Genomic DNA, 23859 nt, shown 5'->3' on the forward strand with positions numbered 1-23859 from the left:
AGCACCGCTCCGCGCAGCTCGACGCGATCTTCGGGGGCCGTCCCCCGGAACGGCACGCACGGGATCTCGCCATCCCCACGAGGGAACAGGCGAGAAAGCAGAGGGGAAGGATGTCCGCCGCAATGCCCGCAGATCTCGCCGTCCTCGGACTGGGCCATTCGGGTCTCCCCGCCGCACAGGCCGCGGTCGCCGCCGGGATCGAGACCATCGGCTACGACGCGGACGAGAAGACCGTCGCGGATCTCAACGCCGGAAGGCCTCCGGCCGACGGCATCCTCACCGCAGCCGCGGTACGCCGCATGATCTCCCGCGGCTTCCGCGCGACCACCGACCCCGACGCCCTCGGCGACGTCCGTACGGCACTGATCTGCTCTCCGACCTTCCTCGGCCCCGACCGCGAACTGAACCTCGACGCGGTGCGCACCGCCGCTCATACCCTCGCCTCCCGGCTCCGGCCGCGTACGACCGTCGTACTCGAATCCGCGGTGTACCCGGGCGCCACCGAGGAATTCCTCCGCCCGCTGCTCGAAGAGGGCTCGGGGCTGCAAGCCGGCCGTGACTTCCATCTCGCCTGCTCCCCCACCCGGTTCGACCCCGGCAGCCGTCGCTACGGATTCGCCGGAACCCCCAAGGTCGTCGGCGGCCTCACCCCCGCCTGCACGGAACGGGCCGCCGCCTTCTACGGACGTCTGGCCGTCAAGGTCGTCAGGGCACGCGGCCCGCGCGAGGCGGAGACGGCGAAGCTGCTTGAGACCAACTTCCGCCAGGTCAACATCGCGCTCGTGAACGAGATGGCGGTCTTCTGCCACGACATCGGCGTCGACCTGTGGGACGTGATCCGCTGCGCGGAGACCAAGCCGTTCGGCTTCCAGGCCTTCCGGCCGGGCCCGGGCGTCGGGGGACACGGCGTGTCCATCGACCCCAACTACCTTGCGTACCGCAGCCGTTCGCTCGGCTATCCGCTGCGCATGGTCGAACTCGCCCAGGAGGTCAACGGGCGCATGCCGCGCTACGTGTGCCGACGTGCCGCCGAACTCCTCAACGAGAACGGCAAGTCGGCGCGCGGCGCCCGCGTACTGCTGCTCGGCGTCACGTACAAGCCGGACCTGGCCGACCAGGAAGGCGCACCCGCGAGGGAGGTGGCGCTGCGGCTGAAGGAACTCGGCGCACAGCTCAGCTTCCACGACCCGTACGTCATGCAGTGGCAGGTCGCCGACCAGCCGGTGCCGCGCGCCGACTCGCTCTACGAGGCCGCGGCCGCCGCCGACCTCACGGTGCTGCTCCAGCACCACCGCCGGTACGACCTGCAAGGCCTCGCCGCGAAGGCGCGGCTGTTCTTCGACACGAGAGGCGCGAGCCCGACGGGCGCGGCCCACCGGCTGTGACGCCGGCAGCTTCCGGGCCGCCGGCCGTGCGCCGTACGGGCCCGCCCCGCGAGGTCAGCACGTGACCGTGACCTCGACCCGCTGGAACTCCTTGAGCTCCGAGTAGCCGGTCGTCGCCATCGCCCGCCGCAGCGCGCCGAAGAAGTTCATCGAACCGTCCGGCGTGTGCGAGGGACCGAGCAGGATCTCCTCCGTCGTGCCGACCGCGCCGAGGTCCATCCGCTTGCCGCGCGGCACGTCCTCGTGCACCGCCTCCATGCCCCAGTGGTGGCCGCGTCCGGGCGCGTCCGTGGCGCGGGCCAGCGGCGATCCCATCATCACGGCGTCGGAGCCGCAGGCCACGGCCTTCGGGAGGTCTCCCGACCAGCCCACGCCGCCGTCGGCGATGACATGGACGTAGCGTCCGCCCGACTCGTCCAGGTAGTCCCGGCGCGCGGCTGCGACATCGGCCACGGCGGTCGCCATCGGCACCTGGATGCCCAGTACGTTCCGCGTGGTGTGCGCTGCGCCCCCGCCGAAGCCGACGAGGACACCGGCCGCGCCCGTACGCATCAGATGCAGCGCCGCCGTGTACGTCGCGCAGCCGCCCACGATGACCGGCACGTCCAGCTCGTAGATGAACTGCTTGAGGTTGAGCGGCTCGGCCGCCGACGAGACATGCTCCGCCGAGACGGTCGTGCCGCGGATGACGAAGAGGTCGACGCCCGCGTCCACAACTGCCTTGGAGAACTGGGCTGTTCGCTGCGGCGAGAGCGCGGCGGCCGTCACCACGCCCGCGTCGCGCACCTCCTTGATCCGCTCGCCGATCAGCTCCTCCTTGACCGGCTCCGCGTAGATCTCCTGCATGCGGCGGTTGGCGGTGCGCTCGTCCAGCTCCGCGATCTCCGCGAGCAGCGGCTCCGGATCCTCGTAACGCGTCCACAGGCCTTCGAGGTTGAGGACGCCGAGGCCGCCGAGCTCGCCGATGCGGATGGCGGTGGCGGGTGAGACGACCGAGTCCATCGGGGCGGCCATGAAGGGCAGTTCGAAACGGTAGGCGTCGATCTGCCAGGCGATCGAGACCTCTTTGGGGTCGCGCGTGCGGCGGCTTGGCACCACAGCGATGTCGTCGAAGGCGTACGCCCGGCGTCCGCGCTTGCCGCGTCCGATCTCGATCTCAGTCACCTGTGAAGCCCTTCTCGCCGTGCGCTGTGCTCTGCCGCTCCAGTATCACCGAACCGCGGCACCCTGAGGCCGGGCGGGTGGCGGACCGCTCGGGCCGCCGACCCGTCGAGCTCAGCGGCGTGAGTAGTTCGGCGCCTCGGTCGTCATCTGCACGTCGTGCGGGTGGCTCTCCTTCAGCCCCGCCGAGGTGATCCGTACGAACCGGCCGCGCTCCTTCATCTCCGGCACGCTGCGCCCGCCGACGTAGAACATCGACTGCTTGAGCCCGCCCACGAGTTGGTGCACGACGGCGCTCAACGGCCCCCGGTAGGGCACCTGTCCCTCGACGCCTTCCGGGATGAGCTTGTCGTCGCCGCCGACGTCCTCCTGGAAGTAGCGGTCCTTGGAGTACGACTGCTGCTCGCCCCGCGACTGCATCGCGCCCAGCGAGCCCATGCCGCGGTACGACTTGAACTGCTTGCCGTTGATGAACAGCAGCTCCCCCGGCGACTCCTCGCAGCCGGCGAGCAGCGAGCCGAGCATCACCGTGTCGGCGCCCGCGACGATGGCCTTGGCGATGTCGCCGCTGTACTGGAGGCCGCCGTCGCCGATGACCGGCACTCCCGCCTCCTGCGCGGCGAGCGAAGCCTCGTGGATCGCCGTGACCTGCGGGACGCCGATGCCGGCGACCACCCGCGTCGTACAGATGGAGCCCGGCCCGACACCGACCTTGATGCCGTCGGCACCCGAGTCGATCAGCGTCTGGGCGCCCTCGCGGGTGGCGATGTTCCCGCCGACGACGTCGACCGGCGAGTTCGACTTGATCTTGGCGACCATGTCGCCGACGAGCCGCGAATGACCGTGGGCCGTGTCCACCACGACGAAGTCGACGCCGGCCTCGATCAGCGCCTGCGCCCGCTCGTACGCGTCGCCCGCGACGCCCACGGCCGCGCCCACGACCAGCCGGCCCTCGGAGTCCTTGGCGGCCAGCGGATACTGCTCCGCCTTCACGAAGTCCTTGACGGTGATGAGCCCCTTGATCACGCCCGCGTCGTCGACCAGCGGCAGCTTCTCGATCTTGTGCCGGCGCAGCAGCTCCATCGCGTCGCTCCGCGTGATCCCGACCTTGCCCGTGACCAGCGGCATCGGCGTCATCAACTCGCGCACGGGACGCTCGCGGTCGGACTCGAAGGCCATGTCGCGGTTGGTGACGATGCCGAGCAGCTTGCCGGACTCGTCGGTGACGGGCACCCCGCTGATCCGGAAGCGCCCGCACAGCACGTCGGCGTCGCCGAGCGTCGCGTCCGGACGGATCGTGATCGGGTCGGTGACCATGCCGGACTCGGAGCGCTTGACCCGGTCGACCTGGGCGGCCTGGTCCTCGATCGAGAGATTGCGGTGCAGGACCCCGACGCCGCCCTGACGGGCCATCGCGATGGCCATCCGGGACTCGGTGACCTTGTCCATCGCCGCCGACAGCAGCGGCACGTTCACACGTACGTTGCGCGAGATCAGCGAGCCGGTGTCGATGTCACCGGGAGCCATGTCCGACTCACCGGGCAGCAGCAGGACGTCGTCGAAGGTCAGCCCGAGCATGGCGAACTTCGGGGGCACTCCCGCCCCGGCTTCGGCTCCGACTGCGTCGTTGGCTGTCATGACACCTTTCCAATGCTTGCCCGGGGTGAAAGTCCATGCTAAACGCCCCGGACCTACTGCTCCGCCAGTGCCCTCAGCCTGCTCAGCGCCCTGTGCTGGGCGACGCGGACCGCGCCCGGCGACATCCCGAGCATCTCGCCGGTCTCCTCCGCGGTGAGCCCCACCGCGACCCGCAGCAGCACCAGTTCGCGCTGGTGCTGCGGAAGGTTGGCGAGCAGCTTCTTCGCCCACGCCGCGTCGCTGCTGAGCAGCGCACGCTCCTCGGGACCGAGCGAGTCGTCGGGCTGCTCCGGCATCTCGTCGGACGGCACCGCCGTACTGCCGGGCCCGCGCATCGCCGCCCGCTGAAGATCGGCGACCTTGTGCTGGGCGATGGCCACGACGAAGGCCTCGAAGGGCTTTCCGGTGTCGCGGTAGCGCGGCAGCGCGCAGAGCACCGCGATGCAGACCTCCTGCGCGAGGTCGTCCACGAAGTGCCGTGCGTCGCCCGGGAGTCGGGTCAGCCGCCGACGGCAGTACCGCAGGGCGAGGGCCTGGACGTGGGCGAGGAGGTCGTGCGTGGCCTGCTCGTCGCCCTCCCTTGCGCGTCGTACGAGTGCGCTCACGACCGCTGTGTCGTCAGGCCCGTCGTTGCGCATCGGTCCATGGTGCACCTGAGCCGAGTGTTCCGTCGCACCGCGTCCCTGGTTGTGCACCGAAGCGTTATGAGCAGGGGCAGTGGCCCTCATCTCCCGCGCCCTCCCCTCACGCCTGACCGAACGGTCCCCGAGGAACTCCATACAACAAGCATGCGGCACTCGCGGGATTCCTGGGCCTCATACGCCGCCCCGCCCTTCCCCCCGGGCCGGCCCCGCGCTTCGGGGGCGGCGGAACTTCGCAGGCGGGGACGGGCGGGCATATGGCGAACGTGAGCTATCTATCGGACGAGACCCCAGCGGAATCCGAGGGCGACGGCGTGCGCGCGGTCCGAGGCACCGAGCTTCTTGAACAGCCGCCGTGCGTGCGTCTTCACGGTGTCCTCGGAGAGGAACAGCTCGCGGCCGATCTCGGCGTTCGACCGGCCGTGGCTCATGCCCTCCAGCACCTGGATCTCCCGCGCGGTGAGCGTGGGCGCCGCCCCCATCTCGGCCGAACGCAGCCTGCGCGGCGCTAGCCGCCAGGTCGGGTCCGCGAGCGCCTGGGTCACCGTGGCCCGCAGCTCCGCGCGCGAGGCGTCCTTGTGCAGATAACCGCGGGCGCCCGCGGCCACGGCCAGTGCCACTCCGTCGAGGTCCTCGGCCACCGTCAGCATGATGATGCGGGCGCCGGGGTCGGCCGACAGCAGCCGCCGCACGGTCTCCACACCACCGAGACCGGGCATGCGGACATCCATGAGGATGAGGTCGGACCGGTCGGCGCCCCAGCGGCGGAGGACTTCCTCGCCGTTGGCCGCCGTCGTCACACGCTCGACACCGGGCACGGTCGCGACCGCGCGGCGGAGCGCCTCCCGGGCAAGCGGGGAATCGTCACAGACGAGGACGGATGTCATGACCGCCCTCCGCAGCTGATGCGCGTCACCTTGAGCCTCCAGGCTGTTACGAATCGTCACCTGTGCGATTGACAGCCTCGGACAACAGTGCCCGAGATCATTCCGCCAACCGCCTCCGCACACTCAACGACGGTCACCCGAAAGAGTTACGGGTTCCAGCCACCGCCATCAGCACTCTACGTGATCGCCCGTACACGGATCAGCCCGCATCGCACTGACGGGTTTCCCCGAGTGGCGTCTTTTACCTTTTGCCCTATTTAGCAGACTTAGTTCTGCTTCTCGCTTTCTTTCGGCTAGGTTCGCAATGAGTCATATTTGTCTATGAATGGGTGGAGCAAGAGCGAGCCTCAAGTACGCCGACGTACGCCGACGAGAGGACACGCAATGGCAGACTTCTCCCGCCTCCCGGGCCCGAACGCAGACCTGTGGGACTGGCAGCTCCTCGCCGCCTGCCGGGGAGTCGACAGCTCGCTCTTCTTCCACCCCGAGGGCGAGCGCGGGGCGGCCCGCAGCGCGCGCGAGGCGTCGGCCAAGGAAGTCTGCATGCGCTGCCCCGTCCGCTCGGAGTGCGCGGCGCATGCGCTGGCGGTGCGTGAACCGTACGGAGTCTGGGGCGGGTTGACCGAGGACGAGCGCGAGGAGCTGATGGGGCGGGCACGCAGCAGACTGGTCGCCGTGCCCGACGGGCAGAGCTGAGCAGAAACGTTCACGCAGGGTTATGTGCCTGCCTCTCCTTCTCCCCCGCCCCTTCTTGCCCGGCCCGCTCCGGGCGGCCGGGAAACCGGTCGAGCACCCTGGTCCACCCGTTTAGCCTGACGGCCATGAACCTTCTGTCCGTGAATCTCGCCAAGCCGCTGCACGACCCCGGGATCACCGACTCACCGGGCCGTCTGACCGGCATCGACAAGCGCCCGGCGTACGGGCCCGTCGAGGTGGCCGCGCCCGGACCGAAGGGCACCGGCGGAAGCGCGCTCGCCGACGACACCATCGGCGACATGCGCCACCACGGCGGTGACGACCAGGCCGTCTACGCCTACGCCCGGGAAGACCTCGACGGCTGGGGCGCCGAGCTCGGGCGGGAGCTGGCCGACGGCTCCTTCGGCGAGAACTTCACCACCCGAGGGCTGGATGTGAACGGTGCCCGCGTCGGCGAGCGCTGGCTCGTCGGGGGGCGGGTGGTGCTGGAGGTGGCCTCGGCACGGATTCCCTGCCGTACGTTCGCGGGCTGGCTCGACGAGCGGGGCTGGGTGAAGCGCTTCACGGACAGGGCGCTGCCCGGTGCGTACCTGCGGGTCGTCGAGCCGGGAACGGTGCAGCGCGGCGACGAGATCCGCGTGGTGCACCGCCCGGAGCACGAAGTGACGGTGAGCTTCCTCTTCCGGGCGCTGACCCGGGAGCCGGAGCTGCTGCCGCGCGTCCTGGCCGCCGGCGACGCACTCCACCCGGAGGCGCGGAGCAAAGCCCTGCGGCGTACCGCGGGTTGAGGCGTGGATAGCGTGCCCCCATGACGACTGCGCTGATCACGGGAGCGACCGCCGGCCTCGGGGCCGCCTTCGCCCGACGGCTGGCACGGGACGGGCTCCACGTGGTGCTGGTGGCCCGCAACGAGGAACGTCTGCGGGAGGAGGCCGCCCGGCTCCACGAGCAGCACGGTGTCGACGTCTCCGTACTGGCCGCAGACCTCGCCTCCGACGAAGGCCTCTCCGCGGTGGAGCAACGGCTCCGGGACCGGGACCGGCCCGTGGACCTGCTGATCAACAACGCGGGGTTCGGCAACAAGGGCACGTTCCTGAACGTCCCGGTCGAGGACGAGCTGACGATGCTCAAGGTGCACTGCGAGGCGGTGCTGCGGCTCACCTCGGCGGCGGTGGAGGGCATGCTGGAGCGGGGGCGCGGAGGCGTCGTCAATGTGGCGTCGGTGGCGGCGTTCGTGCCGCGCGGTACGTACGGGGCGAGCAAGGCGTGGGTCGTCCAGTTCACGCAGGGCGTCGCGAAGGACCTGGCGGGGTCGGGGGTGCGGCTGATGGCGCTGTGCCCCGGATTCGTACGTACGGAGTTCCATGAGCGGGCCGGGATGGACGCGGGGAGCGTGCCGCGGTGGATGTGGCTCGACGCAGACGCGGTCACCGCCGCGGCGGTGAAGGACCTGGCGCGCGCGAAGACGCTGTCGATTCCCGACGTGCGCTACAAGGTGCTGATGGGGGCGGTGCGGCTGCTGCCCCGTGAGCTGCTGTCGAAGGCTTCCACGACCACGGGGCGGCGCTACGGGCCCCGTTGAACGAGTCTCATTGGACGCCGGCTGCACGCCGGGGCGCGAGAGAAGCGAACGCCGAGGCCCGGCACCCCGCGGGTGCCGGGCCTCGGTCCGGTCGGCTCGGTGAGCCTGTGTCAGTGGGAGTGGCCGTGGCCGTGTCCCGCTGCCGCCGGCTCTTCCTCCTCCGGCTTCTCGACGACCAGCGTCTCGGTCGTGAGCATCAGCGACGCGATCGACGCGGCGTTCTCCAGCGCGGAGCGCGTGACCTTGACCGGGTCGATGACGCCGGCCTTGATCAGGTCGCCGTAGTCGCCGGTGGCCGCGTTGAAGCCCTGGTTACGGTCGAGCTCGGAGACCTTGGAGGTGATGACGTAACCCTCCAGGCCCGCGTTCTCGGCGATCCAGCGCAGCGGCTCGACGACGGCGCGGCGCACGACGGCGACGCCGGTGGCCTCGTCGTCCTTCTTGCCGAGCGAGTCCTCCAGGACCTTCGCGGAGTGCACGAGGCTGGCGCCGCCGCCCGCGACGATGCCCTCCTCGACAGCCGCACGGGTCGCGGAGATGGCGTCCTCAAGGCGGTGCTTCTTCTCCTTGAGCTCGACCTCGGTCGCGGCGCCGACGCGGATGACGCAGACGCCGCCGGCCAGCTTGGCCAGGCGCTCCTGGAGCTTCTCGCGGTCCCAGTCGGAGTCGGTGGCCTCGATCTCGCCCTTGATCTGGGCGACGCGTCCCTCGACATCCTCACGCTTGCCGGCGCCGTCGACGATCGTCGTGTCGTCCTTGGTGACGGTGACGCGGCGGGCCGTGCCGAGCACGTCCAGACCGGCCTGGTCGAGCTTGAGGCCGACCTCCTCGGCGATGACGGTGGCGCCCGTGAGCGTCGCCATGTCGCCGAGCATCGCCTTGCGGCGGTCGCCGAAGCCGGGGGCCTTGACCGCGACGGCGTTGAACGTGCCGCGGATCTTGTTCACCACGAGGGTGGAGAGCGCCTCGCCCTCGACGTCCTCGGCGATGATCAGCAGCGGCTTGGAGCTGCCGGCCTGCATGATCTTCTCCAGCAGCGGCAGCAGGTCCTGGATGGAGCTGATCTTGCCCTGGTGGATCAGGATGTACGGGTCGTCGAGCACCGCCTCCATGCGCTCCTGGTCGCTGACCATGTACGGCGACAGGTAGCCCTTGTCGAAGGCCATGCCCTCGGTGAAGTCGAGCTCCAGGCCGAAGGTCTGGGACTCCTCGACGGTGATGACGCCGTCCTTGCCGACCTTGTCCATCGCCTCGGCGATCAGCTCGCCGACCTGCTTGTCCTGTGCGGACAGACCGGCGACGGAGGCGATGTCCTCCTTGGAGTCGATCGGCCGGGCGTTGGCGATCAGGTCGTCGGAGACGGCCATGACCGCGGCGTCGATGCCCTTCTTCAGGGCGGCCGGGGAGGCGCCCGCGGCCACATTGCGCAGGCCCTCGCGGACCAGCGCCTGGGCGAGCACGGTGGCGGTGGTGGTGCCGTCACCCGCGATGTCGTTGGTCTTGGTCGCCACCTCCTTCACCAGCTGCGCGCCGAGGTTCTCGTACGCGTCCTCGACCTCGACCTCACGGGCGATGGTCACGCCGTCGTTGGTGATGGTGGGTGCGCCGAACTTCTTGTCGATGACGACGTTCCGGCCCTTGGGGCCGATCGTCACCTTCACGGTGTCGGCGAGCTTGTCCACACCGCGCTCGAGGGCGCGGCGGGCGTCCTCGTCGAACTTCAGGATCTTCGCCATGGGAGCTTTCGAGTCCTCTCAAACGAACCGCGCCCCGGCCCCGGTACATCTCGTATGCGATGCGGGAGGGACCGGGGCGCGGATCAAGTGTCTTCCGGCTGCGGTGACTTACTTCTCGACGATCGCGAGAACGTCGCGAGCCGAGAGGACGAGGTACTCCTCGCCGCTGTACTTCACCTCGGTGCCGCCGTACTTGCTGTACAGCACGATGTCGCCGACGTTCACGTCGAGCGGCAGACGGTCGCCGTTCTCGAAGCGGCCCGGGCCCACAGCCAGGACGGTGCCCTCCTGGGGCTTCTCCTTGGCGGTGTCAGGAATGACCAGGCCCGAGGCCGTGGTCTCCTCGGCGTCGAGCGGCTGGACCACGATGCGGTCCTCGAGCGGCTTGATGGCAACCTTGCTGGCGGTCGTCACGATCCGACCTCCCCCTTCGGAGATCTCATAACGGGGTCTTATGTCTGGGGTGGCGACCTGGCAGATCCGTCGTCGCGGGTGCCGGATCTTCCCGTCGCTTTCGTCTGGCACTCGCCCTGGGAGAGTGCCAGGGTCGACATTATGCCGCGGTTAGCACTCCGTCAACCAGAGTGCCAGTCGTGCGAGCCGCGTCCCTCCCCGGGGGCCGTCGTTGCGGACGGTGGCGGGAGAATGCGCGGGTGGACCGTGAGTCGTTCGCCGCGCTGCTCGGCGATGAAGGACAGGCGCTGCTGGGGTCGTTGGAGGGGTACGAGCCGGAGCGCGAACTGGCCGTGGCGACGCGGCTGCGCCGTACCCACGCACCGGAACTGGTCTCTGCCGCCATGGCCCAGGCCCGGCTGCGGCAGCGCGCGGCGGCGAAGTTCGGCGAAGCGGACGCCGCGCGGATGTACTTCACGCCGGACGGGCTGGAGCAGTCGACGAGGGCGGGCGTCGCCGCGTACCGGGCGGAGCGCTTCTCCGCGCTCGGTGTGCCGCGCCTGGCCGATCTGTGCTGCGGAGTCGGCGGCGACGCGATGGCGCTGGCGCGCGCCGGAATCCGCGTACTGGCCGTCGACAGCGACCCGTTGACGTGCGACGTCGTACGGGCGAACGCGGCGGCCCTCGGGCTCGGCGACCGTATCGAGGTCCGCTGCGGCGAGGTGCGCGACGCCGACGTCTCCGGCTGCGACGCCCTGTTCGTGGACCCCGCGCGCCGGGGCGGCAGGGGGCGGATCTTCGATCCCGAGGCGTATTCGCCGCCGCTTTCGTGGGCGGTGGAGGCCGCCCGGCGGGTCTCGTACTCGGCGCTGAAGGTGGCGCCGGGCATTCCGCACGAGGCCGTTCCCGTGGACGCCGAGGCGGAGTGGATCTCGGACTCGGGAGATGTGAAGGAGGCCGTGCTCTGGTTCGGGACGGGGAGCGGCCCGGCGGAGGACGCGGTCACGAGAACCGCGGTGGGCACGGCAGCGGATACGGCGGGGAGTTCCCTCGTACGAGCGACGCTGCTGCCGGGCCGGCATTCACTCTCGTCACGCGGGCTGCCCGATCCGCCCGTCGGTCCGGTGGGCCGCTATCTGTACGAGCCGGACGGTGCGGTCGTACGGGCGCACCTGGTCGCCGAGGTGGCCGAGGAGCTGGGAGGGAGGCTCGTCGACCCGACGATCGCCTATGTCACGTGCGACGAGGCGCACTTCAGCCCGTATGCGACGGGTTACGAGATCACCGACGTGATGCCGTTCCAGCTCAAGCGGCTGCGGGCGCTGCTGCGCGAGCGCGGGGTCGGCGTGGCCGCCGTCAAGAAGCGCGGCTCGGCCGTGGATCCGGCGGAGCTGCGCAAGAAGCTCAGGCTCGAAGGGCCGCACGAGTGCACGGTGTTCCTCACGAGGGTCGCGGGGGCGCCGACGGTGCTGCTGGGGCAGCCGCTCGGGGCTCGGGCGGACGCCTAGACCGGTCCGGCTCCAGCCGCGCACGCGGCCCGAGGAGTCGCGCCGTGAGGAGTTACGGCCCGAGGAGTTACTGCCCGAGGAGTTACTGCCCGAGGAGTTACTGCCCGAGGAGTTACTGCCCGAGGGGCCGGGCGTCAGACCTGCTCGAACCGCCAGCGGTGCACCGGGCGGGCGGCCAACCGGCGGGGAGGGTCCGGGAGTTCGGGCAGCTCCGCGGAGATCTCGGCGGACCACCAGGTGATCACCAGCACGCGGTCGCCGGCGGCCCTGAAGGTCTCCCGGCGTTGCGGGGAGGCGTCCAGGCCCTGTTCGCGGGCCCACGAGAGCAGTTCGCCGCCGCGGCCCTCGGGTGCCTTGGCCTCCCACATCAGGGCGACGGTCATGAGTAGAGGTTCTCCCGGCTCAACTCGTGCACGTGGTCGTGGGAGTGGCCGCCGTCGTGGGAGTGGCCGTGGCCGTCCGAGCCTTCGTGCGGCTTGCCCGGCAGATGCGGCTCGGTGACCGGGAGCGAGGAGTCGGCGGGCAGGTCCCAGTGCGATACGGGGCGGCGGCGGGCGACCATCTCCGCACCGAGTGCCGCGACCATCGCCCCGTTGTCCGTGCACAACTTCGGTCGGGGCACGCGCAGTCGGATGCCCGCGGCCGTGCAGCGCTCCTCGGCCATGGCGCGCAGCCGTGAGTTGGCGGCGACTCCTCCGCCGATCATCAGGTGGTCGACGCCCTCGTCCTTGCAGGCGCGGACGGCCTTGCGCGTCAGCACGTCGGTGACCGCCTCCTGGAAGGACGCGCTGACGTCCCGTACGGGCACCTCCTCGCCCGCGTTGCGCTTCGCCTCGATCCAGCGCGCGACGGCGGTCTTCAGGCCGGAGAAGGAGAAGTCGTACGGGGCGTCCCGCGGGCCCGTGAGACCCCGCGGGAAGGCGATCGCCCCCGGGTCGCCCTCGCGCGCGTACCGGTCGATGACGGGTCCGCCGGGGAAGCCGAGGTCGAGCACGCGCGCCACCTTGTCGAAGGCCTCGCCCGCCGCGTCGTCGATGGTCGAGCCCAGCGGGCGCACGTCGGAGGTGATGTCGGGCGCGAGCAGGAGGGAGGAGTGCCCGCCGGAGACCAGGAGGGCCATCGTCGGCTCGGGCAGGGCGCCGTGTTCGAGCTGGTCGACGCAGATGTGGGACGCGAGGTGGTTGACGCCGTAGAGCGGCTTGCCGAGTGCGTACGCGTACGCCTTCGCCGCGCTCACGCCGACCAGCAGGGCGCCCGCGAGGCCGGGTCCGGCGGTGACGGCGACGGCGTCGAGGTCGGTGGCCGAGACGCGGGCCTCGCGAAGTGCCCGTTCGATGGTGGGGACCATGGCCTCGAGGTGGGCGCGGCTGGCGACCTCCGGGACGACGCCGCCGAAGCGCGCGTGCTCGTCGACGCTGGAGGCGATGGCGTCGGCGAGCAGCGTGTGGCCGCGGACGATGCCGACGCCGGTCTCGTCGCAGGAGGTCTCGATGCCGAGGACGAGGGGTTCGTCAGCCATGGGTCTTCGTTCCTTGGGGAGGGCTCGTCGAGGGAGTGGGAGGGCCGGACGGGGTGGACCGGGTGGACGGATCGGACGGATCGGATGCGGCCGGAGAGGCGGCGGGGCCGCCGGACCGGCCGCCGGCCGGGTTCTCCAGGCGCATCACGAGGGCGTCGACGTTGCCCGGCTGGTAGTAGCCGCGCCGCAGTCCGATCCTGGTGAAGCCGAAGCGCTCGTAGAGGCGCTGTGCGGGTGCGTTGTCGACACGCACCTCGAGCATCACCTCGTGGCACCCGAACTCGTCGGCTGCGGCGAGGAGTTCGCCGAGCAGCCGGGCGCCGAGGCCGGCGCCCCGGTGGGACGGGAGCACGCCGATGGTCTGGATGTCGCCGGTGCCGCCGACGGCCGCGAGGCCGCCGTAACCGACGAGGGTGCGGCCGCCGTCGCCGTCGGGGACCTCGGCCACCAGGTAGCGCCGGGTGGCACCGGGGCCGCGGGCGTGCGCCAGCTCGGACCAGAAGAGCCCGGCGGACCAGGCGTCCTCGGGGAAGAGGACCCGTTCGAGACCGAGCACGCCCTCGATGTCCCACCAGCGCATCTCGCGCAGCACCACGTCCGCGCCCATGCGGTGGCTTCCCTCCGCGGCGGTACGGGTCACCTCGGCGTGACCACCTTGTAGTTGGCGGGGACGCGGGCGTCCGGGCGGCGCAGATAGAGCGGCCGCGGGGGCGGGAACTCCTCGCCCTTCGCCAGCTTCTCCGCGGCGAGGCAGGCCAGCGGGGCGGCCGACTGGTCGAGCGGGAGGTCGGTACGCAGCCCGGTGAACACCTCCTCGTAGAGCCGTGCGCCGGCGCCGACGGCGGGCATCGCCGTGACGTCGGGGGGCAGCTCGCCGGGGCGGTCGACGGCGGGGTCGCCGACGCGGGTGCGGGCGTCGGCGAACCGCGCCCAGTAGACCTCCTTGCGGCGGGCGTCCGTCGCCACGACGAAGGGGGACTCCAGGCCGGAGGCGTACGCGATGCCGTCGAGCGTGCACAGCCCGAGCACGGGAATGCCGAGGGCGGCGCCGAAGGTCTGCGCGGTGGTCAGCCCGACCCGCAGCCCGGTGTACGGACCGGGGCCCGTGCCCACGACGATGCGGTCGACCTCCTGGAGCGGGCGGCCCGCCTCGCGCAGCACGCGATCGACCGACGGCAGCAGCAGTTCGCCGTGGCGGCGGGCGTCGGTCTGGTCGGAGGCCGCGAGGAGGCGGTCGCCGTCGGTCTCGTAGAGCGCGACGGTGACGGCCGGGGTGGCGGTGTCTAGAGCGAGCAGCAGCACGGTTGCCAGCCTACGGCCGAAAGCGGGCGGCCGGTCCCAGGGGCCGGAGCGCGACGCTTTCGGGTGAGGGCGGGGGGGCGGGAACTGGGCGCGAGGGGAACGGGAACTGGGCGCGAGGGGAACGGGAACTGGGCGCGAGGGGGCGAGGGCGCCGGGAGGGGCCGGGGGCGGGATGTGACGAGGGGCGCGCGCCGCGCGCGGTCCGCCGGTGTTCCGTAACGCCGGTACGCCGGTACGCCGGTGCCCCGGTGTTCCGGTACGCCGGTGCTCCGGTACGCCGCCGGCGTCAGCGCTGTCCCGCGGGCCCCTGCTTCATGTGGCTCGCGCCGCCGAAGGGCATGTCCGAGCCCGTCAGCTTCGCCCGTATCCCGTCCTTCTCGACGGAGATCTCGCGCAGGCGTACGTCCCCCGGGACCTTGGGAAGCCGTACCGACAGCGACAGCTTCTCCGCCAGCTTCGGCTCCTCGATCTTCTTCAGGCTCTGGATGAGGGCGGGGTCGACGCCGATCCGCTTCAGCAGGGAGGGGTGCTCGAGGAGCACGTCCAGCATGTTGATCTTCATCAGCTTGTCGACGAAGCGCGGGGCGCCCGTGGTCCGGCGCAGCTCCGTCTCGCTGCGGCGTACCAGCGCGGCGCGCTCGGGCGTGAGCCCGAACCTCTTCGCCACCGCGCCGACCCTGAAGAGCGCCTTCGCCTCCGCCGCGTCCCGCCTGATGCGTTCCGCGACGGGACGGGCCAGCCGCAGGCCGCCGTCGTCGCCGGGCGTGTACGAGAAGAGCCCGGGGACCCTCAGCCGCATGCGGTCCACCGTCGTGCCGACGCCGTGGTCGCCGGTGCGCCGCAGATGGGCGCGCGCACCGACCTCGACCCGCTTGCCCGCCACCGGCAACTCGCCGTGCGCCAGTACCGAGTCGTGGCCGCCGTCGGTGAAGTCCACCTGGGAGGTGCCGAGTTCGCGGTCGAGGTCGTCGAAGTCGAGCAGCACGTAGCCCTTCATACGGCCCAGCACCGCGCCCTTGATGGCGGACGGGGCGCCGCCCACGATCCGTACGTCGTCGACGGAGCCCCTGACCTGCGCGACGGATATCCGCCCGGCGGGCATGTCGGGGACGGCGATGTCGACGTGGTCGAGCCGCCCGGCCCCGACCTGGGTGAGGAACGGGAACCCCCCGATGTGCACCTCGGGTTCGGCGTGCAGCTTGAGGGCGCTCTGCACCTTCTCGGCGGCCTTGTTCTCCGCGTACAGGGCGGCCCAGCGGTCGCCGACGAAGAGGAACGCGAGCAGGACGCCGACCGCGACGGCGGTCTTGACGGCCCTGCCCACGAGCGAGGCACGGCGCCTGCGCACGGCGCGCAGATACGGCATCCGGTCGGCGTCGTAACGGCCTTCTTCGCTGCCGTCGTCGTGATCGTCGTCGTCCGGACGGAGAGTGAAGCCGAGGGGGCCCTCCCCGTACACCTCGTGCACGTCGCCGCTGAAGTCGTCGTACGGGCTGCCGTAGAGGCCGGAGCCGGCCGACGGCCGCCCGTCCGTGCCGAGTTCGGGGCCGTAGGCGGGGGCCGGACCGGGATCGGTACCTGGACCGGCACCTGGATCGGGTCGTGGATCGGGTCGTGCCGCGAGCGCGTCGTACGGGCTGGGTCTGGAGGGCGCGACCGGGGGCACATCCGGGGCGGCCAGCTCCTCGTAAGGATTCCGTGCCGTCCTTGTCCAACCTGTGGAACTTGTCGGGGGGCGGTGCGCGCTCATCACCTTATGCGAACACAAGGGCGACAGGATCTCCAACTTCCGCCGGTGGAAAGGCAGACGAAGGGGGCGGCGAAGGCCGCGGCCTCACCGGCGGCCTCACCCGCGGCAGCCGTCGCCGGAATTCGGAGCGGAAGCCGAACGCGGGGCGTGGTGCCGGGCCCGTGAGCGCCCGGCGGCCCGGCCGGTCCGTCTTCACCTGCTGCTACCGTCGACGCGAGTAACGAGGACTGTGAGAGGTGGCGGCGCACGGTGGCACGTGGCAGCAGCGCGGGGGCGGTCGTGGCCGGACTTACGGCGGCGGCGCTCGCCGTCATCGGTTTCTTCACCTACCAGGCGAGCGCCGCGCAGGACCACGCGAAGGCGGACTCGTCCGACGAACGCGGCGGCGCGGCAGCGTCCGAGCGCGAGAAGCAGGAGAGGGAGAACAACCTGCCCGCGTTCTCCGGTGCGGGCGAGCGCGTGGTGTACGACCTCGACCGCGACCGGGTCTGGCTGATGGGCCGGGACCAGGAGGTCAAGCGCACCTTCCGGGTGACTCCCAGCTCAGTGGACCCCAAGCCCGGGACGTACAAGGTCGAATCGCGCGCTCCGCATGTGACGGGCTCGGACGGTGTCCCCGTGGAGAACGTGGTGCGCTTCGCCACGAGCCAGGGCACGACCATAGGGTTCAGCGCCGCGCTGGACGGCTCGCTGCCGGAGGCCGAGCCCGGCTCGCAGACCGGCGGGATCCGGGAGCACCGGGCCGACGGCGAGGCGATGTGGCTGTTCGCGACGATCGGCACGAAGGTCGTGGTGGTCCGCTAGCAGCGGATCTCCCGGGCCCGGGCCCTTCGGAACGCCGGGGGCTGTCGCGGCCGACGGGCCTGTCGGCCGAGGGACGTGGCGGGACCGAGGGGTCTGTGGACCGGGGGCCTGTCGGTTCGGGGTGCCCGGCCGGAGCCTTCCGACGAGGGTCAGGCCGCGTCCCGCCCGGCTTCCGCACCGTCCACCGTGTCCGAACCATCCGCACCGTCCGCGACCGTCTCCGCGTCCGTCTCCGCGTCCGCAGGCGGTGTCGAGACCGCGTCCGCCGCCGCGCACGACGCGAGCAGCGCGCGCATCGAGACGCCTGACGATCCCGATCCGCCCTTCGAACCGTCCGGCGAACCGCTTGAGTCGACGTCTGCCGGAACGTCTGTCTCCGGAGCCGACGGCGGCGCGCCGGGCTTCCGCGCTCGGTCTTCGGCGGGCATGGATCCTCCCGTGGCTCCTGGCGGGCCGGGTCGAGTGAGGCAGACCTAACCGCGCTCTTCCCGACATCTGACCACGCCCGCCGCCACCGGTGCAACATCTTGCCGACAACCTGTCGGCACGCCCGCGGCCCCGCCCGCGTCCCGTCCAGATCTGGTCCGGCTCCCGTCCGCGTCCCGGATCCGGCCCCGCTTCCGCGCGGCTGCGGTCCGCGCGTCCCGGGCCCGGCCCCACCTCGTCCGCGTCCCGGGTCCCACCCGCGCCGACCGGCGTCGGAGGCCGGTTCAGCCGAGTACGGAGAGGTCCACCCCGCGCCACCGCTCCCCGACACCGGTCACCGTGACGGTCCGTACATCCTGCGGCTCGCCGGAGTCCCCGGCCCCGCCGCCGTCCGTACCCTCGCCGCCGTCCGTATCCTCGCCAGCGCCCGCGCCCGTCTCACGTTCGATCACCACGTGCAGCCGGTCCTCCGACAGTTCCTCGACCCGTCCCTCGCCCCACTCCACGACCACGACCGACTCGGGCAGCGAGACGTCCAGATCCAGGTCGTCCATCTCCTCCAGGCCGCGCCCGCCCAGCCGGTACGCGTCGACGTGCACCAGCGGCGGCCCGTCGCCGAGCGGCGGATGCACCCGCGCGATGACGAAGGTCGGCGAAGTGACGGAGCCGCGCACGCCCATGCCCGCACCCAGTCCCCGGGCGAGCGTGGTCTTGCCCGCGCCGAGTTCGCCGGTGAGCAGTACGAGGTCTCCCGGACCGAGCAGGGCGGCGATGCGCCTCCCCACCTCACGCATCCGCTCGGGGGTCGGTACGGGGGCGGTGTGCTGTACGGCGGGCGGTCCGGCCGCCGCCGACGACTGTGGTGCTTCCATGCGTCCGGATGGTACGCGCGCGAGACGGCCGCCCGTGCCGCCCGCTCAGGCCCCGGCGCCCGTGAGGGAGCGGGTGATCAGCTGCGCCAGCGCCTCGTTGACCTCGTGCGGGCGCTCCAGCATGGCCAGGTGCCCGGTCTTCTCGAGGATCAGCAGCCGGGCCGACGGCAGCGCGGCGGCGATGGCCTCGCTGTGCGCGTGCGGTGTGAGCAGGTCGCGGTCCCCGGCGAGCACGAGGGCGGGACGGCCGTCGAACGCCGCCAGCGCCGCAGTCTTCTCGTGCGCCTCGAACGCCGGGTAGAACTCCGCGACCACGTCGATCGGCACCGCCTCGATCAGCCGCTCCGCGAAGCGCGCGACTCCGGCGTCGACGTTGCGTACGTCGCCGAACGAGTAGCGCTTGACCAGCCCGGCGAGCAGGTCCGCGGTCGCCCGGCGCCCACGCTCGACCAGCGCGCTCTGCGCCACCATCGCCCTGAGCACCCCGGGCACGGCACTCCGCAGCGCCTTCACGCCGAGCGCGGGCAGCGGCAGCCCGTACGTCACCTCGCCGAGACCGCCCGCGCTGGTGTCGATCAGGGCGACGCCGGTGACGCGCTCCGCGACGTACTCCGGGTACTGGTCGGCGAGCGCCATCACCGTCATGCCGCCCATGGAGTGGCCGACGAGGACGACCGGTCCCTCCGGCACCGCCTCGTCGAGCACGGCCTTGAGATCACGGCCCAACTGGTCGATGGTCACGGGCTCTCCGCCCGTCGAGCGGCCCGAACGTCCGTGGCTGCGCTGGTCCCAGAAGACGGTGCGTGCGGCGCCGCGCAGGGCCGCGCGCTGGAAGTGCCAGACGTCCTGGGCGAGGCAGTAGCCATGGGTGAAGACGACGGTGGGCGGCTGCGCCTCGGCCGCACGCCCCGACCGGGTTCCGCCGCTCGTTCCGCCTCCGGGTTCGCCGCCGGTTCCGCCGCCGTTCCGTCTGCGGGCCGTCCCGGGGCGCCGTCCGAGCAGCCGCATCAGCCGGTTGCGGTGCGGGGTCGGCGGGGCCGGGCGGGCGCTGGAGGAACGCGCGCCTCCACGGCCGCGCTCGTCCCGGTCACCGTCTCCGTCCCGGTCACCGTCTGCGTCCTGCTCCCCGTCTCCGACCCGATCATCTTCTGCGTCCCGGTCACCTTCCGCGGCTCCGGCTCCGTCTCCGGAGCCGCCCGACTCGATGCGTACGGGCCGCACGGTCGGGCCGCCCACACCGTCACCCGCACCCGCCGCGCCCGTGCCTCCCCTGCCGGAGCCGTCGCCGCCGTCCTCGGCCTCGTACTGACCGGGATCGTCCGTCTCGAAGTACAGCTCGGTGCCGTCCTCCGCGTACGCGGTACCCGGCGTGCCGCGCAGCGAGCCGTACGGCCCCGCGGCATCCAGAGCGAGGCGGGCCCTGCGGCGCACCCCACGGTTGACCGTGAGCCGCTCCACCGCGACGCCCGCCGCCACCAGCCCGAGCGTCGCACCGGCCAGCCCCGCCCGGCGGCCCCACGCTCCGCCGGACCGGCCGGCTGCCCCGGCGGCCTGCGCGGCCTCCACGGCTCCGGCCGCGACGTTCGCGGCGCCCGTCGCGCCCGAGGCGCCGACGGCACCGGCCGCGCCCACCGCGCCCGCGATACGTCCGCCCTTTGAGGCGAACGACGCCGCCCCCTTCTCCGCCCCCGCTGTCATCCGCTCAACCCCCCACTGCCGCCTGCTCGTTCACATGGACCCTCGGTACCCGGGCACCGATACGCGTAACGATCTCGTACGAGATGGTGCCGGCCGCCCGCGCCCAGTCCTCCGCGGTCGGCTCGCCGCGGTCGCCCGGGCCGAAGAGGACGACCTCGTCGCCCGCCGAGGCATCGTCGCCGCCGAGATCCACGACGAACTGGTCCATGGCGATGCGTCCCGCCACCGTCCGCAGCTTCCCGGCGGCCAGCACCGGCGCCGTGCCGGAGGCGTGCCGCGGCACGCCGTCCGCATAGCCGAGCGGCACCAGCCCGAGAGTGGTCGCCCCCGGAGTCCGGTACGTGTGCCCATAGCTGACGCCGTGCCCCGCCGGCACCTGCTTGACCAGGGCCAACGACGCGCTCAGCGTCATCGCCGGACGCAGCCCCAGCTCCGCCGCGACCCCGACCTCGGGGGACGGCGAGAGCCCGTACACGGACACCCCGGGCCGTACGAGATCGAAATGCGACTCGGGAAGCGTCAGCGTCGCGGGCGAGTTGGCGTGGTGCCGCACCTCAGGGTCGAGACCGGCGCGCTCGGCGAGCGCGACGGCCTCGCGGAAGGCTTCGAGCTGGGCGGCGTTCGCGGGGTGGCCGGGCTCGTCGGCGCAGGCGAAGTGCGACCAGACACCCGTCACCTTCACGGCGCCCTCGGCCTCCGCTGCGCGCGCGGCGGCCACGAGAGCCGGCCAGTCTGCGGGCTGGCAGCCGCCGCGGCCCAGCCCGGTGTCCGCCTTGAGCTGCACGCGCGCGGTGCGTCCGCTGCCGCGGGCCGCCTCCACCGCCTCCTCCAGCGCCCACAGCGCACTCGCCGAGACGTCGATGTCCGCCTCGACCGCCTCCCGCCACGGGCCGCCCGGGGTCCACAGCCAGCTCATCAGGCGTCCCGTGTCACCGGCGGCGCGCAGCGCCAGGGCCTCCTGGGGCGTGGCCGTGCCCAGCCAGCTCGCGCCCGCCTCGCGCGCGGCACGCGCACAGGGCAACGCTCCGTGCCCGTAACCGTCGGCCTTCACCACCGCCATCAGCTCCGCGCGGGGCGCACGCGCGCGCAGCGCACGTACGTTGGCGCGTACGGCGTCGAGGTCGATCTCGGCGCGGGCACGGAGGGTCTCCGAGCCGGGTGGCGCGGTGAGGGCGGTGGTGCCGGAGCGGTCGTTCACGGTTTCAGTGTCTCAGGCGCCCCTTCACGGGCCGGTGCACGCCCTTTCCTCATACGGTCACGAGGCGCTCAGGGGGACGGTCACGGGGCACCGCGCTCCCGGCGTACGGGGAACGGAAAACCGCTTGCGGCGGCGAGGAGGATGTCCGGTATGAGCCGGACGTGGACGATCGGTCCTGAAGCCGTGGGCGGCGAGGACGCCGTCGCGCTGCAACGCGCCTATCTCGACGAGGTCGTCACCCGCTACTACGGGCGGCCCGCGACGCGCGAGGAGGTCGACGAGGAGTTCGCGGGCACGTCCGCCACCGAACTGACGCCGCCACGCGGCCTGTTCCTCGTCGCACGGGGCGGGGTGGACGGGGCGAACGGGGAGGACAGGGAGGAGCAGCGGCGTGCCGGTGCCCCGGCCGGATGCGCGGGAGTGCGGCTACTGGGCCCGCGGACCGCGGAACCACAGGCCGGGGAACTCGGGATCGGTGAACTGGGGGCCGCGGAACTGGACGCCGCGGAACTCGCGGCCTTAGAGCGGAAGTTCGCGGAACTCGCGGCTCCGGAGCCGAAGTTGGCGGAGCCGGAGTTCGCGGAGTTCGCGGCTCCAGAACTGAAGTTGGCGGAGCCGGAGTTCGCGGAGTTCGCGGAGTTCGCGACCCCAGAACTGAAGATCGCGGAGCCGAAGATCGCGGAGCTGACGAGGGTGTGGGTCCGGCCGGAGGCCCGCCGCGGCGGTCTCGGCTCCAGGCTGCTGACCGCCGCCGAGCACGCCGCGGCAAGCCTGGGGGCGAAGGCGATACGGCTGGACACCCGCAGCGATCTCGTCGAAGCCCGCCGCCTCTACGCACGTCACGGATACGCCGAGATCCCCCCGTACAAGGACGATCCGTACTCCGAGCACTTCTTCGAGAAGCGCCTCGGCTGACCCGCGCAGGACCCGTCGGCCGCCGGGCGTCGGGCCTCCGTCAGCCGTCATCCGTCATCCGTCAGCGGCCCTCCGCCATGGACGTCTCCCGTCGGGCGTCGCCGCCGGGCGTCCTTCGGCAGTTCTTCGGCAGCCCGCCGGTCCTCGGGACGTCCCCCGGCGGTTTGTCAGCCGCCCGCCGGCGACCCGTCCCGCAGCAGGTCCCGCCACGCGGCCGTCAACGCCTCCGCCACGTCCGAAGCCCCGGCCGGGCGCGGCGCGAACCGTCCCGCCAGCCCGTGCACATACGCCCCGGCGGAGGCCGCGTCGAGCGCGTCGAGCCCCCCGGCCAGCAGCGAACCGATCAGCCCCGAAAGCACGTCCCCGGTACCGGCCGTGGCCAGCCAGCCGCTGCCCGTGGGGTTGACGCGTACGCCGCCGGGCCCGGCCACGACCGTCGTCGACCCCTTCAGCAGCACCGTCGCCCCCGTACGCTCCGACAACTCGCGCACCGCCGCCAGCCGCCGTGCCTCGACCTCCGTACGTTCCCAGCCCAGCAACGCGGCGGCCTCACCGGCGTGCGGCGTCAGCACCGTCGGCGCGGTGCGCGCCCGCAGCGCCTCCTCGCCCGCGAGACGCAGACCGTCGGCGTCGATGAGCACCGGCACCCGGGCGGTCAGCACGTCCTCCAGCCGTTCACGGTCCTCGCCCAGCCCCGAACCCACGGCCCACGCCTGCACGCGGCCCGCCTTGCTCGGCGGCCCGGCCGACACGAGCGTCTCGGGGTGGCGGGCGATCACGGCGTCCGCGGCCGGGCCCACATAGCGCACCGCGCCCGCACCGCCGCGCAGCGCCCCCGACACGGCGAGCACCGCCGCACCGGGATAGCGCGCCGACCCGGCGACGACACCCACCACGCCCCGCCGGTACTTGTCGCTCTCCGCCCCCGGACGGGGCAGCAGGGCGCTCACGTCCGCGTGCTGGAGCGCCTCCGCCGCCGGAACGGACGGCTCCGAGGCGGCACCGTCCGTGCCTGACGTCCCGGACTCTCCGGCCTCTCTCGTCTCTCCGGTCTCTCCGGTCTCTCCGGTCTCTCCGGTCTCTCCGGATTCCAGGAACGGGCCCAGCCCGATGTCGACGAGACGCAGCGCCCCCGCGTACTCCCGCGCTGGGTCGAGCAGCAGCCCCGGCTTGTACGCCCCGAACGTCACCGTGGCGTCGGCCCGTACCGCCACACCCGCCACCTCGCCCGTGTCCGCGTCGACGCCGCTCGGCAGATCGACGCTTACCACCGGCGAACGCACCGCCTCCACCAACTGCACGGCAGCCGGGCGCAGTCCGCCCTTGCCGCCGATCCCGACGATGCCGTCCACGACGAGATCCGCTCGCGCGAGCAACGGCTCCACCGGTACGGCCTTGCCCTCCACGACGGCCCCCGGCGCGGTCACGGCCCGTCCGCCCGCCGCCCGCAGCGCCGCCAGCCCGCCCTCGTGAACCCTCTCGGGCGACAGCAGCACAGCGCTCACACCGGCGCCCCGCCGTGCGAGGCGCGCCCCCGCGAAGAGGGCGTCACCGCCGTTGTCACCGCTGCCGACGAGCAGTACGACGCGGCTGCCGTATGTACGTCCGAGCATCCCCGCGCACGCCGCCGCGAGCCCGGCCGCGGCGCGCTGCATCAGGACGCCGTCGGGCAGGCGCTCCATCAGCGCACGCTCGGCGGCCCGTACGGTCTCCACGCTGTAGGCAGTCCTCATGCCCCCAGTCTGACG

Annotated in this window: 23 protein-coding genes; 7 read left to right on the forward strand and 16 right to left on the reverse strand. The window is 72.3% G+C overall.

Annotated features, from left to right (window positions below; translation table 11 throughout):
* Positions 1-122: 122 nt before the first annotated feature.
* Positions 123-1385 (forward strand): nucleotide sugar dehydrogenase, encoded by a 1263-nt coding sequence (locus HCC61_RS06760; RefSeq protein WP_169134314.1) that lies wholly within the window; start codon positions 123-125, stop codon positions 1383-1385.
* Between the two features lie 54 nt (positions 1386-1439).
* On the opposite strand, the gene HCC61_RS06765 is transcribed toward HCC61_RS06760, so the two are convergent.
* The 4 genes from HCC61_RS06765 to HCC61_RS06780 form a co-directional block, all read right to left on the reverse strand.
* Positions 1440-2549: a GuaB3 family IMP dehydrogenase-related protein gene (locus HCC61_RS06765; protein WP_169134315.1), complete on the reverse strand. Its 1110-nt coding sequence runs from the start codon at positions 2547-2549 to the stop codon at positions 1440-1442.
* Between the two features lie 111 nt (positions 2550-2660).
* On the reverse strand, positions 2661-4184 hold the full coding sequence (gene guaB / locus HCC61_RS06770; protein ID WP_169134316.1) for an IMP dehydrogenase: 1524 nt from the start codon (positions 4182-4184) through the stop codon (positions 2661-2663).
* A 53-nt stretch (positions 4185-4237) separates the two neighbouring features.
* Positions 4238-4822 carry an RNA polymerase sigma factor ShbA gene (gene shbA / locus HCC61_RS06775; protein WP_277349022.1) on the reverse strand — a complete coding sequence of 195 codons (585 nt, stop codon included), beginning with the start codon at positions 4820-4822 and terminating at the stop codon, positions 4238-4240.
* Between the two features lie 278 nt (positions 4823-5100).
* The gene (locus HCC61_RS06780) at positions 5101-5712 is read right to left on the reverse strand and encodes a response regulator transcription factor (protein WP_003948568.1); all 612 of its coding nucleotides are present in this window, start codon (positions 5710-5712) and stop codon (positions 5101-5103) included.
* Positions 5713-6096: 384 nt separating this feature from the next.
* Here HCC61_RS06780 and HCC61_RS06785 point away from each other — a divergent pair, with 384 nt between their 5' ends.
* The 3 genes from HCC61_RS06785 to HCC61_RS06795 all read left to right on the forward strand — a co-directional run bounded on the left by HCC61_RS06785 (position 6097) and on the right by HCC61_RS06795 (position 7990).
* On the forward strand, positions 6097-6408 hold the full coding sequence (locus tag HCC61_RS06785) for a WhiB family transcriptional regulator (RefSeq protein ID WP_070016534.1): 312 nt from the start codon (positions 6097-6099) through the stop codon (positions 6406-6408).
* A gap of 125 nt (positions 6409-6533) precedes the next feature.
* On the forward strand, positions 6534-7196 hold the full coding sequence (locus HCC61_RS06790; protein WP_169134318.1) for an MOSC domain-containing protein: 663 nt from the start codon (positions 6534-6536) through the stop codon (positions 7194-7196).
* Positions 7197-7216: 20 nt separating this feature from the next.
* A complete protein-coding gene (locus tag HCC61_RS06795) occupies positions 7217-7990 on the forward strand; it encodes an SDR family oxidoreductase (protein WP_169134319.1) in 774 nt (257 codons plus the stop codon).
* A 110-nt stretch (positions 7991-8100) separates the two neighbouring features.
* Here the strand turns inward: HCC61_RS06795 and groL are convergent, their stop codons facing one another.
* Complete coding sequence (groL, locus tag HCC61_RS06800) at positions 8101-9726, reverse strand: chaperonin GroEL (protein ID WP_169134320.1); 1626 nt, start codon at positions 9724-9726, stop codon at positions 8101-8103.
* Positions 9727-9834: 108 nt separating this feature from the next.
* Positions 9835-10143 carry a co-chaperone GroES gene (groES, locus tag HCC61_RS06805; RefSeq protein WP_028431119.1) on the reverse strand — a complete coding sequence of 103 codons (309 nt, stop codon included), beginning with the start codon at positions 10141-10143 and terminating at the stop codon, positions 9835-9837.
* Between the two features lie 236 nt (positions 10144-10379).
* Here groES and HCC61_RS06810 point away from each other — a divergent pair, with 236 nt between their 5' ends.
* Positions 10380-11627, forward strand: a complete 1248-nt coding sequence (locus HCC61_RS06810; protein ID WP_169134321.1) for a class I SAM-dependent methyltransferase — start codon at positions 10380-10382, stop codon at positions 11625-11627.
* A gap of 134 nt (positions 11628-11761) precedes the next feature.
* On the opposite strand, the gene HCC61_RS06815 is transcribed toward HCC61_RS06810, so the two are convergent.
* The 5 genes from HCC61_RS06815 to HCC61_RS06835 all read right to left on the reverse strand — a co-directional run bounded on the left by HCC61_RS06815 (position 11762) and on the right by HCC61_RS06835 (position 16114).
* On the reverse strand, positions 11762-12010 hold the full coding sequence (locus HCC61_RS06815) for a hypothetical protein (RefSeq protein ID WP_169134322.1): 249 nt from the start codon (positions 12008-12010) through the stop codon (positions 11762-11764).
* Positions 12007-13146 (reverse strand): tRNA (adenosine(37)-N6)-threonylcarbamoyltransferase complex transferase subunit TsaD, encoded by a 1140-nt coding sequence (gene tsaD, locus HCC61_RS06820; RefSeq protein ID WP_169134323.1) that lies wholly within the window; start codon positions 13144-13146, stop codon positions 12007-12009. The genes HCC61_RS06815 and tsaD overlap by 4 nt, the downstream gene beginning before the upstream one ends.
* Complete coding sequence (gene rimI, locus HCC61_RS06825) at positions 13139-13753, reverse strand: ribosomal protein S18-alanine N-acetyltransferase (RefSeq protein ID WP_240968676.1); 615 nt, start codon at positions 13751-13753, stop codon at positions 13139-13141. Before rimI ends, tsaD begins: the two co-directional genes overlap by 8 nt.
* A 29-nt stretch (positions 13754-13782) precedes the next feature.
* The gene (tsaB, locus tag HCC61_RS06830) at positions 13783-14448 is read right to left on the reverse strand and encodes a tRNA (adenosine(37)-N6)-threonylcarbamoyltransferase complex dimerization subunit type 1 TsaB (RefSeq protein WP_169134324.1); all 666 of its coding nucleotides are present in this window, start codon (positions 14446-14448) and stop codon (positions 13783-13785) included.
* A gap of 286 nt (positions 14449-14734) precedes the next feature.
* Positions 14735-16114, reverse strand: a complete 1380-nt coding sequence (locus HCC61_RS06835; protein ID WP_346777061.1) for an LmeA family phospholipid-binding protein — start codon at positions 16112-16114, stop codon at positions 14735-14737.
* A 333-nt stretch (positions 16115-16447) separates the two neighbouring features.
* On the opposite strand from HCC61_RS06835, the gene HCC61_RS06840 reads away from it, so the two are divergent.
* On the forward strand, positions 16448-17002 hold the full coding sequence (locus HCC61_RS06840) for a L,D-transpeptidase (protein WP_169134326.1): 555 nt from the start codon (positions 16448-16450) through the stop codon (positions 17000-17002).
* Positions 17003-17151: 149 nt separating this feature from the next.
* Here HCC61_RS06840 and HCC61_RS06845 read toward each other — a convergent pair whose 3' ends face one another.
* From HCC61_RS06845 to alr, 4 genes are all read right to left on the reverse strand, one after another.
* Positions 17152-17430, reverse strand: coding sequence for a hypothetical protein (locus HCC61_RS06845; RefSeq protein ID WP_240968521.1), 279 nt, complete (start codon positions 17428-17430; stop codon positions 17152-17154).
* A 282-nt stretch (positions 17431-17712) separates the two neighbouring features.
* Entirely contained in the window at positions 17713-18300 is a 588-nt protein-coding gene (tsaE, locus tag HCC61_RS06850; RefSeq protein ID WP_169134327.1) for a tRNA (adenosine(37)-N6)-threonylcarbamoyltransferase complex ATPase subunit type 1 TsaE, read from the reverse strand.
* 45 nt (positions 18301-18345) lie between these two features.
* Entirely contained in the window at positions 18346-19998 is a 1653-nt protein-coding gene (locus HCC61_RS06855) for an alpha/beta hydrolase (protein ID WP_169134328.1), read from the reverse strand.
* 4 nt (positions 19999-20002) lie between these two features.
* Entirely contained in the window at positions 20003-21196 is a 1194-nt protein-coding gene (gene alr / locus HCC61_RS06860; protein ID WP_169134329.1) for an alanine racemase, read from the reverse strand.
* A gap of 150 nt (positions 21197-21346) precedes the next feature.
* Here alr and HCC61_RS06865 point away from each other — a divergent pair, with 150 nt between their 5' ends.
* Positions 21347-22111: a GNAT family N-acetyltransferase gene (locus tag HCC61_RS06865; protein ID WP_169134330.1), complete on the forward strand. Its 765-nt coding sequence runs from the start codon at positions 21347-21349 to the stop codon at positions 22109-22111.
* A gap of 167 nt (positions 22112-22278) precedes the next feature.
* Here HCC61_RS06865 and HCC61_RS06870 read toward each other — a convergent pair whose 3' ends face one another.
* Complete coding sequence (locus HCC61_RS06870; RefSeq protein ID WP_169134331.1) at positions 22279-23844, reverse strand: NAD(P)H-hydrate dehydratase; 1566 nt, start codon at positions 23842-23844, stop codon at positions 22279-22281.
* Between the last annotated feature and the right edge of the window lie 15 nt (positions 23845-23859).

Source organism: Streptomyces sp. HNM0575 (assembly GCF_012726265.1).
Lineage (GTDB): Bacteria > Actinomycetota > Actinomycetes > Streptomycetales > Streptomycetaceae > Streptomyces.

Excerpts from the sequence above, each read along its gene's own strand:
- HCC61_RS06870 (WP_169134331.1), bottom strand. The coding sequence starts at position 23,844 with ATGAGGACTGCCTACAGCGTGGAGACCGTACGGGCCGCCGAGCGTGCG.
- HCC61_RS06855 (WP_169134328.1), bottom strand. The coding sequence starts at position 19,998 with ATGACAGCGGGGGCGGAGAAGGGGGCGGCGTCGTTCGCCTCAAAGGGC.
- HCC61_RS06785 (WP_070016534.1), top strand. The coding sequence starts at position 6,097 with ATGGCAGACTTCTCCCGCCTCCCGGGCCCGAACGCAGACCTGTGGGAC.
- tsaD (WP_169134323.1), bottom strand. The coding sequence starts at position 13,146 with ATGGCTGACGAACCCCTCGTCCTCGGCATCGAGACCTCCTGCGACGAG.
- tsaE (WP_169134327.1), bottom strand. The coding sequence starts at position 18,300 with ATGGAAGCACCACAGTCGTCGGCGGCGGCCGGACCGCCCGCCGTACAG.
- HCC61_RS06760 (WP_169134314.1), top strand. The coding sequence starts at position 123 with ATGCCCGCAGATCTCGCCGTCCTCGGACTGGGCCATTCGGGTCTCCCC.
- HCC61_RS06790 (WP_169134318.1), top strand. The coding sequence starts at position 6,534 with ATGAACCTTCTGTCCGTGAATCTCGCCAAGCCGCTGCACGACCCCGGG.
- HCC61_RS06815 (WP_169134322.1), bottom strand. The coding sequence starts at position 12,010 with ATGACCGTCGCCCTGATGTGGGAGGCCAAGGCACCCGAGGGCCGCGGC.
- HCC61_RS06845 (WP_240968521.1), bottom strand. The coding sequence starts at position 17,430 with ATGCCCGCCGAAGACCGAGCGCGGAAGCCCGGCGCGCCGCCGTCGGCT.
- rimI (WP_240968676.1), bottom strand. The coding sequence starts at position 13,753 with ATGGGCGCGGACGTGGTGCTGCGCGAGATGCGCTGGTGGGACATCGAG.
- HCC61_RS06780 (WP_003948568.1), bottom strand. The coding sequence starts at position 5,712 with ATGACATCCGTCCTCGTCTGTGACGATTCCCCGCTTGCCCGGGAGGCG.
- groL (WP_169134320.1), bottom strand. The coding sequence starts at position 9,726 with ATGGCGAAGATCCTGAAGTTCGACGAGGACGCCCGCCGCGCCCTCGAG.
- shbA (WP_277349022.1), bottom strand. The coding sequence starts at position 4,822 with ATGCGCAACGACGGGCCTGACGACACAGCGGTCGTGAGCGCACTCGTA.
- HCC61_RS06795 (WP_169134319.1), top strand. The coding sequence starts at position 7,217 with ATGACGACTGCGCTGATCACGGGAGCGACCGCCGGCCTCGGGGCCGCC.
- guaB (WP_169134316.1), bottom strand. The coding sequence starts at position 4,184 with ATGACAGCCAACGACGCAGTCGGAGCCGAAGCCGGGGCGGGAGTGCCC.
- HCC61_RS06865 (WP_169134330.1), top strand. The coding sequence starts at position 21,347 with ATGAGCCGGACGTGGACGATCGGTCCTGAAGCCGTGGGCGGCGAGGAC.